Genomic DNA, 16,094 nt, shown 5'->3' with positions numbered 1-16,094 from the left:
TTGGATAATACCGTGTTACCCATCACTATTAAGCGCTTACAATGAGGAGGATTCATAACATTCATTGATCCATGCACAATCAAACACAAAAAGGGGGAGATCAAGAGTGAACAAGAGGTACATAAGCGGGTGTCTGGTATTGCTGATGCTGTTCTGTGATCTGGGGTTGATGGTTCGTCCAGCGGCTGCAGAAGATGCAAAAGTGAACGTGGCATTTAACAAGGTGGTTACGGTAAGCACAGAATATTTGGAGTGGGAGAGTAAAAAGGAGCACTTGGTTGATGGTAAAAGTGACACGCATTGGACTGCTAAGGCGGGAGTTACATCCGAACAACCACAGTGGGCAATGATTGATCTGGGTGAAGACTACAATCTGTCCGGAGCGGAAATAACGTGGAGAGAAAACACGGTTGTGAAATATATGGTAGAAACGTCTGCTGACCAGCAGGCATGGACCAAAGTTGTTGATCAAAATGAAAATGCCCATCCCAAACAGATCGCTGATCTGACGTTTCAGCAGAATGATGTACGATACATCAGACTGAACATCTCCTTTTACAAGGGTGAGGGAGTTTGGCCGGAAATATTGGAGTTCAAAGTGTGGGGAGAAGCAGAAGGAACTGAACCAGCCAATATTAAAGGATATGATGAGATCGAAGTGAGAACGGTGACCAGAAGTGCGCCAATTCTGCCCAACGAGGTAAAGGCACAGTTTCAGAATGAAAAATCGGGAATGGTACCTGTGACTTGGGATCATATCGACCCTATGCAATACGCCTCTGCAGGCGAATTTACGGTAACAGGAGTTGTATATGGTGCTCCTCCAGAACCTCAGCTTAAAGCTAAGGTGATCGTTGAGGGATATCGTGCAGACTATGTTAGAGGTGTTGATATTTCCACGTTGACTGCCATTGAGGACAAAGGCGGCAAATACGTGGACAGCAACGGTACAGAGCGTGATTTGCTCGATATTCTCAAGGATCGCGGTGTCAATTATGTGCGTCTTCGTCTGTGGAATGATCCACAGAAATCAGGGGGATACAACGACAAGGACGATGTCATTCGTTTGGCCGAGCGGGTGAAGAAAAAAGGTATGAAGATCCTGTTGGATTTCCACTACTCGGATGAGTGGGCGCACCCGGGCCAGCAGCTTCGTCCCAAAGCTTGGGAAGGTCTTTCGCCCGAAGAGCTGAAGCAGGCCGTATACAACTACACGTATGAAGTTGTAAGTGAGATGAAGGCCGCAGACGCTATGCCTGATATGGTGCAGATCGGTAATGAGATCAACAGTGGTGTTCTGAACGGCTTGAGCAGTGACGTGGATTTCGAGCAAAATGTTGCATTGCTAAAAAGCGGAGTTGATGCTGTACGTGCAGTAGAAGGGGAGATCACCGATAACGCGGATAAGGTGAAGATTATGATCCATTTGGCTGAAGGTGGCAAGGTGGATACGTTTAAATGGTACTTTGAAGAGTTACGTAAAGGCAAATTGGACTATGACATTATCGGACTATCGTATTACCCGTTCTGGCATGGGACATTTGCGGATGTACAGAAAACGATGAATGAAGTGTCAGTCGAGTTTGGCAAAGATGTCATTATCGCTGAAACGTCCTATCCGTTTTCCTACAAAAACGGGGATGCACACGGTAACATCATTGGATCAGATGAAGCGCTTCATGTTGGGGGAGCAGACTTCCCCGCAACCGTTCAAGGTCAATATGATGCTATTGCCGGCATTATGGACATGATTGCGAACGTGCCAGATAATCATGGCGCAGGTTTCTTCTACTGGGAGCCAGCGTGGATTCCGGCGGGTGTAGGCTGGATTGCATCCGAAGGTAATGCATGGGAGAACCAAGCGATGTTTGACTATGATGAATTTCCGGCCAACGGCGGGCATTCGTATGAAGGCAGAGCGTTATGGTCACTTGATGTGTACAAACGTGGATTAAGTCTTCTGCCCGCAGACCGCCAGCAACTTGATGCGGCACTTACACGAGCCGAATCATTGGTACAGACTGATTTTACTCCGGAAAGCTGGGTGACTCTGGCTCCGGCAATCTCGACAGCGAATGATGTATACGAACAGGCATACACGCCGGGCGGGGTGACTCAAGCAGATACAGATGCAGCGACAACAGCATTGGAACGTGTGATGCAGCAGATGCAGGTTATCACCCCGCAACTTGACGAGCTCAGAGCCAAAATAGCGGAAGCGCGTACGTATCAGCAGGCTGACTGGTCTGCGGCCACTTGGGCGGTATTGACCAAAGCGCTGGAAGGCGCTGATCAGATCTTGAATGATCCAAGAGCAACACAGACGGATGCGAATACAGCGGTTAAACGTTTGCATGATGCCATTCAAGGTCTATCCAATGTGGACAAAACACAACTGCACCAGTACATTCAACAAATGCAGCAGCAGACTAAATCTTCCTATACACGCCGGAGCTGGTCTGTATTGGAACAGTCTTTGCAGGCAGCGATTCAGGTCCGAGATAACAATGCTGTTGTCCAGTCTGAGGTGAATTCAGCACTGAGTACGTTGAAACAAGCCTTTACTAATCTAGTCTCTCTGGAGGCTTTAACAACGGGAAAAACAGCAACGGCTTCAAGTAGTGCAGGGACAGGAGGCAATCAAGCCAACTCTCCTGAAGGTGCAATTGACAACAATTCGAACACTTCATGGGGAACAGACGAGAGTAAGGATAGCTGGTGGCAAGTGGATTTGGGTCAGGTTGCTAACCTCCGTAAAATCGAAATGTCGATGTGGAGTGGCGGCATCAAATATACGATCGAAGTGTCCAACGATAACAAAAATTTTGTGAAAGTAGTGGACACCACAAGTGATGTTGTTGTATCAACCGCACCTAGCCATGTACTTCCAGAAGGCACGGAGGGACGTTACATTCGGGTAACGATTAAAACAGGTCCCACATGGGTAGGATTCATGGAATTTGAAGCATACGGTACGTTCCCAGCGGACAAATCTGCACTGCAAACTACTGTAGATACCGCTGAGAAATTAAAACAAACCGAATACACGACATCAAGCTGGAATGTATTCAGTAAGGCACTTTCTGAAGCGAAGGCATTCATTCTGGATGTTGAATCTTCAACGCAAGATGTAAGCAATGCGGATCGTGCTTTACAAGATGCTGTGAGTAAGCTTGTACGTCAAGATGTAACACCTGGCCCTGGCCAGCCATCACAACCTTCCAACCCGGGAACAGCTCCTTCAACGGGGAATCCGGCTGTAACACTACCGGTTGAACCTGGTAATCCGCCAGTTAAGGGTCTAATAACGGTAAAAGGAACAGCAACCGGGAATGACAAGTATTCGATTCGTCCAGATGTATCTCAATTAACCCAGGCACTGCAATCCATGGATGCAGGAAATCGTACGTTGAAACTGCTTGCAGATGTACCCGACACAGCCAAGACAGTCACATTCCAGTTGGCTGCAAGTCAACTGGCGGCATGGATTCGTTCCGAGGAAGTGAAATCCCTGGATGTAGTTGTAGGACAGACTACCGTTCGTGTTCCTCTGAGATCACTCCCGCTAACTATTGCGGAGACTGAGGGAACGTTTGACATCGTAGTGGCAAAAGGATCGACAGATACATTGTCCACATCTCAAAAAGCAACGATCGGTAATCATGCAATTGTTGATGTGAATTTGTTAATGAACAATAAGCCATTGGAATGGACAAACAGAGCAGTTGAAGTTGCTCTATCCAATGTGGAGCAACCTAAGAAGAATGATGTAGTGATGGTTGTACATTCCATATCTCCAAGTGGAGAAATGAAACCTGTTATGTATTCCAAGTACGATGATAAGACCAAAACGATGGCGTTCAAACCGCTGGAATCCGGCAGTTATGTCATTGAAGAAGTTGAAGTGCCATTACATGATTTGCAAAATCACAATTGGGCAATCCAAGAGGTACAGAACCTCTACGGTAAAGGGATTATTTCGGGGATGAGCGCAACTCGTTTTGCCCCGCAAGGTGAACTGACCAGAGCACAATTTTTGCAAATGATTATTAAAGGTATTGGTGATACACGCCAGCCGGATCCATCTATTTCAGTCCTAACGGATGTGAAGGAAGGGCAGTGGTATGCCGATTCAGTACGACTTGGAATGGAAATGGAAATAATTCAAGGCCGAGCAGATGGAAGCTTTGGAGCGAATGAACGTATTTCACGAGAAGAAATGGCCGTCATGCTGAACAGAGCACTGAAGGTTGTGCAGCGTGAGGGTGCGACCCATTCTGTACAAGGAAATATGGTGTTTGTAGACAACGCCGAGATCGCAGCATACGCCAAAGAAGCTGTAGCCTCGATGCAACAACTTGGGCTGCTAAATGGCATGCCTGATGGCACGTTTGCTCCGAAAGAAACAGCAAACCGTGCACAAGGGGCTGTTGCAGTCGCCAGAATGATGGAACAACTGTATTAGAGATATTTAGAAAAGTCCGCTTTTGATTACGAAAGGTGCCTAATGGCATCATTAACACGCATGAATAGAAAATAACAAAGCAGGTAAAGAGATCGGATCATATGATTCGGTCTCTTTATTTTTCGAGGAAAAAATGAGGTTCAGACTTCATCCCTTTCTCTAAATAGGCATATAAACATTTTGTTAATGTCGTATTGACAATATCGAATTCATTTGTTATCATTTCGATAATATCAAAACGACAATATTAAAGAAATGGGGAATGAGCTATGTTTGGATTCCGATTTGCGAAATTTCAGCCCAGTGAATATGTCATGAAAGTAAAAAATGGTGAGGTACAACGTCAAGGTGTAGGATTGTCTTTCTATTATTATGAGCCGACCACATCGGTAGTGGTTCTACCCGTATCCTCGGTGGATGTACCGTTCATGTTCGAAGAGATTACAGCGGACTATCAGACGGTTACTGTGCAAGGGCAGCTAAGCTATCGCATTGTGGATTACCTGAAAATAACCCAGAGCCTGAATTACACGTACAATTTGCGCAAGAATCGGTATATCTCTGACGACCCCGGCAAGTTGGATCAACGGGTGATCACTACAGCCAAAGTACTGACCAAGAAACATCTGGAACAAATGCCGCTGAAAGAAGCTATTCAATCCAGTGAACGGCTGGCAAGCAGCATGAAACGCGAGGTTGTGCAAAGTGAAGAGTTGGAGAAATTGGGCGTTGAGTTGATGAGTCTATCGATTCTGGCCATTCTGCCTAATAAAGAGACGATGCGTGCATTGGAAGCACAGGCGCGGGAAGAGATTTTGCGTCAGGCAGATGAAGCGCTCTATGTACGTCGGAATGCATCGATTGAACAGGAAAGACGAGTGAAAGAGAACGAACTGAACACCGAAATTGCCGTAGAGACGAAGAAACAGCAAATTCGTGAGACCCAATTGCAGACAGAACGCTCGGTGAAACAGAAACAAAACGAGATGGAGCAGGAGCAGCTTCAGTTCAATACAGCGATGGAGGAACGTAAGCAGCAACTGATTGAGTTAACTATTGCTAATCACAATGCCGAGGCAGATGCCAAAGCGTATGAGATTGCTGCCGTGATGAACTCATTGCAAAATGTACAGCCGAATGTACTGCAAGCAATGGCGAATATGGGCATGAATTCTGATAAGCTGATCGCACTCGCGTTCCAGGAACTGGCTGAAAATGCAGGCAAGATTGGGCAACTAAATATCTCGCCGGATCTGTTACAGGGATTAATGTCTCCTGCGCCAGGCAGAGATCAGGGAGGTCGAGCGAGATGAGATTAGGAAGAAGAGAGCAAGCAGAGCAGGCAGGGAAATCAGTACGTCAGCAGGCCACGGCAGATGATCGGATGAGTGAACACAAGCTGATTCTGGTGAAACGCCGGACCCGACTGGAAGAGCTGGTGGTTCGATATAACACGGTGCAGCAAGCTCAGTTCTATATTGAACGTCTGGGCGCAGACTTCAGTGATTATATGGAGGAAGACCGTCGTTATCGGCTATCTGTGCAGCAGGCCCAGCAGCAACTGGGTCAATTGGGACGGGTTCAGACGATTGATCGGGAACATGTGCCCAATTTTATCTTTGGAGATCAGGATATCGTGGTCGTGGTTGGACAGGATGGGCTTGTAGCCAACACCCTCAAGTATGTAACCGAGCAGCCGCTCATCGGTGTGAATCCGGACCCGATGCGTTGGGATGGCGTGTTATTACCTTTTACCGTGGAGGATCTGAGCTTCATTGTTCCTGATGTCATTCGAAAGCAACGAACCTTGAAAGAAGTCACTCTCGCCAAAGTGGAACTCAATGATGGACAGTATCTATATGGTGTGAATGATCTGTTCATTGGTCGGAAGACACATGTATCGGCTCGTTATGAAGTGCGTTTGGGTTCATCCACAGAACAACAATCCTCTAGTGGTATTATTGTATCCACAGGCATGGGATCGACAGGCTGGTTTAAAAGTGTGCTGGCCGGCGCCACCGGAATTGTAGGGTCGGCTGCATGGCAGAACATGAATTCCGAAGCAGAGGTTGCTACAGCATCGGCATCCATTCATGGAAGCAGGCAGGAGCTGAATCATTTTAACTGGGATGCGCCGTACTTATATTTTTCAGTACGTGAACCTTTTCCGAGCCGAACGACTGCGGCCAATCTCGTATTTGGGCAGATCCATTCAAAACAACCACTGCACATTGTATCCCAGATGCCGGAGGATGGTGTTATTTTCAGCGATGGGGTCGAGCAGGACTTTCTTGAGTTTAACTCAGGGGTGGAAGCCATCATTGGGTTGGCAGAGAAGAGAGGGCGTCTCGTGGTCTAAAGCTTTATTTTCAAGCCGTTTCCGACTAAAATGGGTAACTAGATGTGATACACTGACGTCAGGAAACGGAAAGAGGGTTAACGATGCAGTCGATATTGTTGGTTGAAGATGATGCCAAGTTAGCAGGATTGCTGGCGGCTTATCTGACCCGAAATGGATTCCAGGTACAGGTCACCGATGATTTTCGTCATGTACTGGATGAATTTGTGGAAGTGAAGCCGGACCTTGTGCTGATGGATGTGAATTTGCCTCAATATGATGGATACTACTGGTGCAGGCAGATACGCACACATTCCATATGTCCCATTTTATTCATATCGGCTCGTGATAGTGGTATGGATCAGATTATGGCATTGGAACATGGGGCGGATGATTATATTACAAAACCTTTTCAATATGAAGTCGTTCTTGCCAAAGTACGTAGTCAGCTACGCAGAGCCTATGGTTCTTACGCTTCTGTTCAACAGGAAGTGAAGGTGAAGAACGGTCCCATGATCCTTTATCCTGAGCGATTTGTATTGGAATATGATGAGCGTTCTACCGAGCTGACACAGAAGGAAGCGATACTGGTGGAAGCGCTGATGGCGAAGGCAGGGCGAGTTGTCAGCCGAGAAAAATTGTTAGAACAGATGTGGGAAGATCAGCATTTTATTGATGATAATACGTTGAATGTCTATATTACACGTGTTCGCCGGAAGTTGAAGGAGCTGGGTGCAGAAGAGATTTTGGAGACGGTTCGCGGAGCGGGTTATCGTGTGTTGGATCTGGATTCATCCGCACAGGGGAAAGGGAAATGAGACTTTTCCTGAAAGACCACCTGATGTTAGTCGGATTTTATGTGTTACAGATGCTGCTCGTTCCGTGTGTCTACTGGCTCTCTGGTGAGGGCCGTCCGATGAAGATTGTCCTTTATGGCATGTTGATCAGTATCGTGGTATTGATGGTTTATCTGGTCACTCGTTACTTCCAGTTGCGAGCATATTACCGTCTACTTCAACAACCACGCAAACTGGTAAACGAGCCTTTTCAAACGCTTGGAAATTCGGTCGTGGCGGAAGCCATCCAGGAATTGTTACATGAACTGGAGCGTAATCGGCAGAACGAGATGGGTCAGTTACGTACTAGCAAGGATCAGCAGGTGGTATTCATGAATCGCTGGGTTCATCAGATGAAGACCCCGTTGTCCATTATCCAACTGACCTTGGAAGATGTAGAAGATGAGACGGCGGGCAGTATTCAGGATGAGCTGGATAAGCTGCGCAAAGGACTTGAAATGGTCTTGCATTCATCAAGGCTTGAACAGTTTGAAGGGGATTTTCGTGTAGAGCTGCTGTCTCTGCATGAAGTGCTTCGGAGTAGCATTGCAGAGAACCGACGTTTGTTTATTCGCAGAGGCATTACGCCGGATATCCGGATGGAGGGCGACCTTCAGATATATAGTGACTCCAAGTGGCTGCGGTTCATGTTCACCCAAATTTTGACCAATGCCGTTAACTATTCTGATAGCAAATCAGGCAAAAAAGTGATTATTACAGGCTATAAACAGGAAGAGCGTACAATCCTGGACATTCAGGATGAGGGGATTGGCATCTCGTCCGAGGATATTCATCGCGTATTCAATCCCTATTTTACAGGTGAACGGGGCAGACAATACCATGAATCTACGGGAATGGGATTATATCTGGTTCGTCAGATCAGTGCCCGCCTGGATAACCGTGTCGAGTTGTTTTCGGAGCCAAATGAGGGAACGTTGGTCAGATTCAGCTGGGTTCATACGAAGTATCCGAAGTAAAGAGCGCTTTGCCCATGGGCGAGGTGCTTTTTTAATGCACAGAATTGTGATGGAGGAGGCAGGGGAACAAAACCTTAAACGGGCTGTAAGAGAAGTTTAAGGTAATTCGATAGCACCGTTAGGGGAGGTCGGTTAGGATAAGAATAGAATTAACGTATAAAGAATAGATGGATCAGGAGGGAAATACGTATGGAAATGTTACAGGTATCTGGACTGAACAAAGTATATCAGGGCAAAGTGCAGACTCAAGCCCTTAGTGATATTCATCTGACAATCAAGCAAGGTGAGTTTGTGGGTATTATGGGCCCGTCGGGCAGTGGCAAAACCACATTGTTAAACATGGTCTCCACCATTGATGAACCCAGCTCAGGCAAGGTGCTGATTAATGGCATGAACCCGTTTGATATGAAAAAGAAAGAACTTGCCATGTTCCGACGTCGAGAACTCGGATTTGTCTTTCAGGATTTCAATCTGTTGGACACTCTGACTGTTGCTGAGAATATTGTACTTCCATTGACACTGGACAAGGTCAAACTAAAGGAGATGGAGAGCAGACTACATCGCATTACAGCGAAGCTTGGGATTGATCATATTCTGGATAAACGAGTCTACGAAATTTCGGGCGGACAGCGACAACGGACAGCCATTGCGAGATCCATGATCAATATGCCTTCGATTGTTTTGGCGGATGAACCCACCGGTGCCCTGGATTCTACGTCATCCCAAGCGGTCATGGAATCACTTGAACAGATTAACCAGCAGGAGAAAACGACCATTATGTTGGTCACACATGACCCGCTTGCGGCAAGTTATTGTAACCGTATCGTGTTCATCAAGGATGGAAAACTGGCAGCCGAGGTACACCGCGGAGATAATCGACAGACGTTTTTCCAGCGGATCATTGATACTTTATCCTTCTGGGGAGGGAATTCACATGAGCTTTCCTCAGTTCGCGTTTAACAATATTCGCCGGAATGGGCGAGCGTATATTGCTTTTTTTCTTAGCAGTGTGTTTATGGTCATGATTTTCTTCGCGTATGCGGTATTTATCTATCATCCATATGTGGCAGAGTTGCCAATGGGTGACACAACCGCTACGGGGATGCAGATCGCTTCGGTTATTGTGTATGTGTTTGCATTTTTCTTTGTTATGTATTCCATCAGTGCTTTTCTCAAATCAAGGAATAAAGAGTTTGGCATTCTGACCATACTTGGTGCAGAACCCGCACAGATTCGGAGATTGGTCATTTTGGAAAACATGTTGATCGGCTGCCTGTCCATTATTGCCGGTATCGGCGGAGGTATGTTGTTGTCCAAGTTGTTCCTGATGTTAACTACTCGTTTTATCGGGATGGATGATCTGCCCTTTTATTTTCCCGTGAAAGCGATTCTGATTACGATCGGGGCCTTTCTGTTATTATTTTTCTGCATTTCACTTTTTACATTGGTTTTTATCGGAAACAAACGGACGTTAGAACTTCTAACGGGAACCAACAAACCTAAAAAAGAGCCCAAAGCTTCATGGTTCTTCTCACTTCTGGGTTTTGCATTACTTACAGTAGGTTTTGTGGTACTCCGCAACGGGTTAAATGGCGGAACAATCATGCTTGCAGCAGTAACAGGGATAGCCGGGACGTATTTTTTCTATTCACAACTTTCCGTGCTCATCATCCGTTTATTGAAGCGTAATCGTAAAACGGTATGGCATGGTACACGTCTGTTGTGGATCTCAGAGATGAGTTATAAAATGAAGGATAATGCCCGCATGCTCTTTATGGTGACCGTGGTGATTGCGATTGCTTCAATGAGTGCAGTTGTAATTTTGTCACTGGATCAGGAGAACCGGGAACAGTTTACAAACAACGATTTTGCAATTCAATACAACGTATTCAGACCAACAGAGCAATTGGATATGAGCGCTATTGATTCGAAACTTGAAGCCGCAGGCTTGGATTATCAGCAAGTCTATATTGAATATTTCTGGTCTAATGCAGATCAGAGTGCAGTCTCGGTTATGCCGCTTAGTCAATACAACCAATACAATCTGACACAAGGGAGAAAGATGTTCGAATTGGATACCGGGTCCGCTGTATTTGTGGATACCCGCAATGAGAAGGGTCAGGATCAGATAAAGCGCAACAGATTTCGTAATTATGCGAAGGGAGACAAGTTGACGTTGAGTCTGAATGCTAGTCCGCTGGAAGTTAGGGTTACGGATACAGATATCGATCCACAGTTTGGAACCCTACTCTATGCTACAGGTATAGTTGTCCTACCGGATGAGAAGTATGAAGAGATTGCCCAACAGATCAAAGATAATATGATATCTGGTAAATATCTGTATCAGATCCCTGCATGGGGTCATGCTGTACCTGATCGCCACTCTTCGGAAGCCATGGTTAGCGATCAGCTTCTATCCTCCGCGGATTCCATCCGAAGCAGCAACGCTTCAACGGATAACCAGTCTGGATATCTGAGTACGCGGTACGGTGATTTTGAAAGATTCAGACAGGGTACAGCACTCTTTACCTTCCTGGGCATATTTATCGGATTAATCTTCTCGATCTCTTCTGCAAGCTTTTTGTATTTCAGACTGCATACCGATCTTGAAGCGGATGGAAGGATGGTGCATTCTCTTTCGAAAATGGGTCTCAGTTTCCAGGAGATGAAACGATCATCCACCGTTCAGATTGCTATCCTGTTCTTTTTACCGATCGGAGTAGCTATCATTGAAACTTTGGTGGTGGTTAAGCCATTCCTGACTGAATTCGGTATTACCAATTATACGATGCCCGTGTTGACTGTATTTGGTGCCTTTGTACTTGCACAGACGTTTTATTTTATCATTATACGTTCGAGATATATCGCTTCTCTGCGCAAAATGATGGTGTAACCATCTTAGAAACAAACGGTCATGAGGACCGACCCATGATTTGTTCATTGCCCGCATTTTCTTGATTCAGATCAAAGAAATGCGGGCTTTCTTGCGATAAGATGAATGTATTCACAGATTACATTATCGAGGAGGACGATTATGATGAGTATCACGTCATTGCAAGAAGTTAAAACATTTAGTGAGGACCGGTTTACGAAACGAGTTTTATTCCAACAGGGTGGTGGAGTGACCTTTGTCCTTCATTTTCTGCCAGGTCAGCAACTTCCCGTTCATAAACATCCGGGCACAGACGTTATTTTGCTGGTGGTCGAAGGCACAGGTACACTTATTCTGGATGGAAAAGAACAAGTGGTGAAACAAGAGGATGTGATCCATTGCGGCGGTGAGGTCGAGTTCACATTTCATAATACAGGAGATCAGGAAGTTCGTTTGTTCGTGGTTTTAAACAAAGTGCCAGCAGCATCCTATGCCAAGGACATCTAACATCTAACATCTAATATCAAGGAATCGATAGAATGATTCACTGATCGGTACTAATATAAGGGAAACTCTATTCTGGAGTTTCCTTATTTATATTTTTTATTCAAGAATGCCTTGACCAAGTGTGGTTCTCATAGCAAACAAAAAGCATACCTGGGTCTGAGAGTATCAGATCTTAAGTACGCTTTTTCGTATTCCGGCAGCAATTTGTTCATTCATCCGGTCACTGTTCATTCTGCCTAGAAGTATCCCAGCATTTCCTTGGCTTCATTCGACATCAGCTGTGGAGACCATTGTGGCTCCCACACGACTTGAACATCAATATCGGTCTTATTTGTATTTTCCTGCAAAACCCATTTCACCGCACCAACAATTGTATCATGCAGCGGGCAACCTGGTGTAGTCAGCGTCATTCGTACATGTACCCGTTCAGGCTCTTCCCTTACTTCATACACCAGACCCAGGTCAACGATATTGACACCTAATTCAGGGTCATACACTTCCTTGAGACATTCCAGCAAATGCGTGGTTTGTTCCATCATGTTCACTCTCCAGTCCACCTTATTAATGTTAACGTCTGAATACCAAAGCAATATTTGTTATATAAACGATGGAGACAAGAGACAGTATCGTTCCTCCAACCATCATGACCTCAGCCAGATTAATCAGAATTCCACTGACTAGCAGAAGGCTTCCAGCCACCATGGCGATCATCCCCCAATTGACGTTCCGTTCACTCAGCATACCAGCCATTAACGGTGTCCCAGGTCTGCCTGCCTGCTTGCCATATTTATGGGTCCACCACAGAAAAGGAACGATTTTGGAGGCATATCCGAGTATGGTGAGGGACACCCAGCCCCCGAGATATACCCATCCAGACAGCAGAACAACCCTTGGATGGAGCAGCAGTTCAGTCCCTTGCGAGGAATGGATCAGTAGGGCCACAGCATATACAGCAAACGCACGACTTACATAGACAGACCAGCGAATGCCCGGACCTGGGTTACTTTTGTGCCGTTTCTCCTGAATTTGCTCCAAGTGATACACATAGAAGAGAAGGGCTGCTGTTAGAAGTAAGAGCGCAAGCCAGAGCAATCCTCCCTTAATACCTGTCAGAAATGCGACAACACCTGTAACTACAGCTGCATTCCACAGAACCAGGACCACTTTTTGCAGTCGAATGGAATAATCGTGGGACAGGTAGAACATCGGAAGCATTTTGTAACTGAAGCCGGTAATTAACATGCCAAACCAGCCAAGTGTTCCCATCCAGATATGTGCACCGAATAATCGTTCATGCAGACCATTCCAATCACCAAAGGCAAAATTCAGACCCATCAGCATACCGGAAAGCCCGGTTAGAACCAGATAAAGACAGGAACAAGCTGCACTGATCGTTACCGGATTCCACTGTGAGGCACGGATGAGGGTAACGGCCATATTCCATCCGAACAACAGAATGCCAGAGAGAGCGAGTGTAGCAGAACCCGCAATCCAGATGACATCTGCACGGATGAAGCCGTATAACATGCCCACGATTCCGATACTGAACAAGAAATAATGACAATAACCAAGAAACAGACTGTAAATATTGGATTGCAAAATAACATGTATCAACTGATAAACGGCACCCATAGCCAGCATGGTTGCCCACCCTAGCACAAACAGATGGGCATGAAACCAGCCTTCGGGTCCTCTGAGTTCATCACCAAGCCAGCCTGTCAGCGAGAGCAGGGAGAATGCGTGATACATTACAAATCCAAAGATGCCCGTGATGATAAAAAGAAACGGCAACCTGGACATGGCCTTTGCCTCCTTACCCTTTTTCAATTCTCACTTTGGCCGTACCATCGGCTTGATCCTCAACGGTGTAGGAACAACCGAGATTGTTTAACTCTTCAATCAAGAAGACTGGCACACGGTCATTATGAATCAGTACGACTTCCCCAGGTTTGCAACGTTCCAGTGCGGCAAGTGTTCGCATCATGGGTTGTGGCGGTTCCAATCCGCGATTGTCCAGTATAACGGTGGGCGCCTGTAGGGATTCAAAGTTTTCAATCGCAACAGCTTGCTCCTCTGGATGGCCATTGCATGAAGCTGATTCTTCGTCTGAACCGGGCTTAGAATCGACTTCCGATCCAGATAAAACCATTGCAGATAATGCTTTGGCACCGGTTTTGTTTTTTTTGTGCACAAACGTGGTGACCCAGTGATCTGAACCCTTTCGTTCCGATGTGCTGGAGTACCCTTTCATCTTGAGAATACCGAGCAGAGGCGTTGGTTTGAATGGAGCATGAAGTACAAAGACATCTTCATGCTGAAGGCCTTTGACCGTGTCCATGATCAGTTGAAACGGCTCTAACTTTTTACTCAGATGAGGACGCACATCCAATTCAACAATATGGACATCAGATGGAGACATGTGCGTTCACATCCGATCCTGCACTAGCTGCATCCGCCTGCTGTACCAACTGTAGCGCTGATTCATACAGGGCGGCCATTCCACCGTACAGCGCATAGAAGAATGACTCCGGCGCATCGAGGGAGAAGGACAGGTAGGCTTTGGGGTCCATGCCGAGCACACGCTCAAAAAGTCTTGCACTGTCATAGGCGTAAAAACAGAAATGAGTATATTCGAACACAGGCATTATTTCGTAAATGGTGATAATCTCTTGCGCATATTCCGCTTGCTCACGCTGTGCCATTTGAACCATGGTTGTAGCGTCTTCCAGCCGCAGCGTGATGCGGAGTGTAGTATCGTCAATGATTTCAACGTGCGCCATAGCGGTTCAGCTCCAATCTATAATTTGCTGATTTTGACCTGGAAGGTTGTAGGACCCTGCTCAATATACTCCCAGTTGAAGCCATCGGGATGTGTGGACTGGAACTGGAATCGTAGGGGCTTAGGATCGTGATCGTTAATGAGCAACATGGATTCCTGTGGTTGCAACTGATCAAACGTTTCGAAAATAACTTTATGTTTCAAATGCGGTGGATACTCCGTGGCATTAATGGTTGCTGCGTATGTGTTCATGTGTCATTCCTCCAAATGGGATAGTGTGGCGTTGCAATTTGATTATAGAAAACGTGAGGAGGGGGCTGTGTGAGCCTGCTCACACATTTTTTAATGTCATAGTCTCGCCTTATTTGAGTCAGAATCCTGTATGGAAATATTGCCATGGGCAAGCCCAAGCTAACAATATCCTGATACGTATATTGCTAATTGTGCATGCGAAAGAGACCTTAACATCGATTACGGTCGTTAAGGTCTCTTTGTGCACACACAGTGTAATGTAATAGCGTAGGAGAAAACAGTGTGTCTGGGTGCAGGGTGGTCACGTATCCCTTTGTTCCTTCAATGCTTGCAAATCATGAATGATGATCCGGCTGCGATCCACTTCGAGTAAATTCTCTTTTGTAAGCTGGTTTAAAAGCCGATTCGCTGTTTCCCTTGTTGTACCAATAGAATTGGCAAACTCCTGATGTGTCATGGGCAGGTTGATGATAATCTGGTCTCCATGCATTTGTCCGTGCTGATCTGCAAGCATGAGAAGGAAGGAAAGTACACGATTGCGTACATCCTGACCAGAGAGCACCTGCAATTTATCCTGTAATTCTCTTATTTTATCACCGAGCACACGCATAATTTTGATCGCAATTGAAGGTGTGCTCAGCATTAATCGTTCGAAAAGTCGGACAGGTATGGCTAGTAGTTCGGTAGGGGTAATTGCTTCTGCCGTAGCCGGGTAAGGGTGCGCATTAAAAAAGCCGGTGTGTGGGAACATATCTCCTGTTTTGAGGAAAGAGACAATCTGTTCATGCCCGTTCTCATCGGTTTTATAGGCCTTTACAATGCCGGTACGGATGAAAAAGACAGCTTCTTTTTCGCTTCCTTCGCTGAAAATAACCGATTTCTTCTGAATGTTTCTGGAAATGGCGATATCTTCGACTTGCTTTAATTCCTCGGGGCTGAGGTCCTGGAAGATGGGGAACTGTTGTAGAAACTCCGCTGTTGTATCTTTGTTTACCCTACTCATGAGAATCTCTCCTCTCTGTGTTCATAGTTCTGAACGACGACATCATTTCATCATAGCGTGATTTT

14 protein-coding genes are annotated in these 16,094 nt (G+C 46.0%); 8 read left to right on the top strand and 6 right to left on the bottom strand.

What is annotated here, in order from left to right:
- Positions 1-106: 106 nt before the first annotated feature.
- The 8 genes from MHH25_RS18580 (at position 107) to MHH25_RS18545 (ending at position 11,995) form a co-directional block, all read left to right on the top strand.
- The gene (locus tag MHH25_RS18580; protein WP_340017776.1) at positions 107-4,465 is read left to right on the top strand and encodes a glycosyl hydrolase 53 family protein; all 4,359 of its coding nucleotides are present in this window, start codon (positions 107-109) and stop codon (positions 4,463-4,465) included.
- Positions 4,466-4,734: 269 nt separating this feature from the next.
- Entirely contained in the window at positions 4,735-5,778 is a 1,044-nt protein-coding gene (locus tag MHH25_RS18575) for an SPFH domain-containing protein (RefSeq protein WP_100527281.1), read from the top strand.
- Positions 5,779-5,849: 71 nt separating this feature from the next.
- Entirely contained in the window at positions 5,850-6,824 is a 975-nt protein-coding gene (locus tag MHH25_RS18570) for a sugar kinase (RefSeq protein ID WP_315371914.1), read from the top strand.
- Between the two features lie 83 nt (positions 6,825-6,907).
- On the top strand, positions 6,908-7,621 hold the full coding sequence (locus tag MHH25_RS18565; protein ID WP_340017775.1) for a response regulator transcription factor: 714 nt from the start codon (positions 6,908-6,910) through the stop codon (positions 7,619-7,621).
- The gene (locus MHH25_RS18560) at positions 7,618-8,616 is read left to right on the top strand and encodes a sensor histidine kinase (RefSeq protein WP_340017774.1); all 999 of its coding nucleotides are present in this window, start codon (positions 7,618-7,620) and stop codon (positions 8,614-8,616) included. Before MHH25_RS18565 ends, MHH25_RS18560 begins: the two co-directional genes overlap by 4 nt.
- A 189-nt stretch (positions 8,617-8,805) precedes the next feature.
- Positions 8,806-9,576 (top strand): ABC transporter ATP-binding protein, encoded by a 771-nt coding sequence (locus MHH25_RS18555; protein ID WP_017687815.1) that lies wholly within the window; start codon positions 8,806-8,808, stop codon positions 9,574-9,576.
- The gene (locus tag MHH25_RS18550; protein WP_340017773.1) at positions 9,551-11,509 is read left to right on the top strand and encodes an ABC transporter permease; all 1,959 of its coding nucleotides are present in this window, start codon (positions 9,551-9,553) and stop codon (positions 11,507-11,509) included. Before MHH25_RS18555 ends, MHH25_RS18550 begins: the two co-directional genes overlap by 26 nt.
- Before the next feature lie 141 nt (positions 11,510-11,650).
- The gene (locus MHH25_RS18545; RefSeq protein WP_340017772.1) at positions 11,651-11,995 is read left to right on the top strand and encodes a cupin domain-containing protein; all 345 of its coding nucleotides are present in this window, start codon (positions 11,651-11,653) and stop codon (positions 11,993-11,995) included.
- Positions 11,996-12,231: 236 nt separating this feature from the next.
- Here MHH25_RS18545 and MHH25_RS18540 read toward each other — a convergent pair whose 3' ends face one another.
- The 6 genes from MHH25_RS18540 to MHH25_RS18515 form a co-directional block, all read right to left on the bottom strand.
- On the bottom strand, positions 12,232-12,534 hold the full coding sequence (locus tag MHH25_RS18540) for a metal-sulfur cluster assembly factor (RefSeq protein ID WP_197997654.1): 303 nt from the start codon (positions 12,532-12,534) through the stop codon (positions 12,232-12,234).
- A gap of 28 nt (positions 12,535-12,562) precedes the next feature.
- Positions 12,563-13,795, bottom strand: a complete 1,233-nt coding sequence (locus MHH25_RS18535; RefSeq protein ID WP_340017771.1) for a hypothetical protein — start codon at positions 13,793-13,795, stop codon at positions 12,563-12,565.
- Between the two features lie 13 nt (positions 13,796-13,808).
- A complete protein-coding gene (locus MHH25_RS18530) occupies positions 13,809-14,414 on the bottom strand; it encodes a DUF2249 domain-containing protein (protein WP_036613355.1) in 606 nt (201 codons plus the stop codon).
- The gene (locus MHH25_RS18525) at positions 14,401-14,775 is read right to left on the bottom strand and encodes a hypothetical protein (RefSeq protein WP_051447303.1); all 375 of its coding nucleotides are present in this window, start codon (positions 14,773-14,775) and stop codon (positions 14,401-14,403) included. Before MHH25_RS18525 ends, MHH25_RS18530 begins: the two co-directional genes overlap by 14 nt.
- Positions 14,776-14,792: 17 nt before the next feature.
- The gene (locus tag MHH25_RS18520; RefSeq protein WP_036613358.1) at positions 14,793-15,026 is read right to left on the bottom strand and encodes a DUF2249 domain-containing protein; all 234 of its coding nucleotides are present in this window, start codon (positions 15,024-15,026) and stop codon (positions 14,793-14,795) included.
- Positions 15,027-15,327: 301 nt separating this feature from the next.
- The gene (locus MHH25_RS18515) at positions 15,328-16,029 is read right to left on the bottom strand and encodes a Crp/Fnr family transcriptional regulator (RefSeq protein ID WP_340017770.1); all 702 of its coding nucleotides are present in this window, start codon (positions 16,027-16,029) and stop codon (positions 15,328-15,330) included.
- Positions 16,030-16,094: the final 65 nt, after the last annotated feature.

This window comes from Paenibacillus sp. FSL H3-0457 (genome assembly GCF_037981725.1).
Lineage (GTDB): Bacteria > Bacillota > Bacilli > Paenibacillales > Paenibacillaceae > Paenibacillus > Paenibacillus amylolyticus.
The sequence above is the reverse complement of the archived record's forward strand: the minus strand, read 5'-3'. Positions and strand labels throughout refer to the sequence as shown.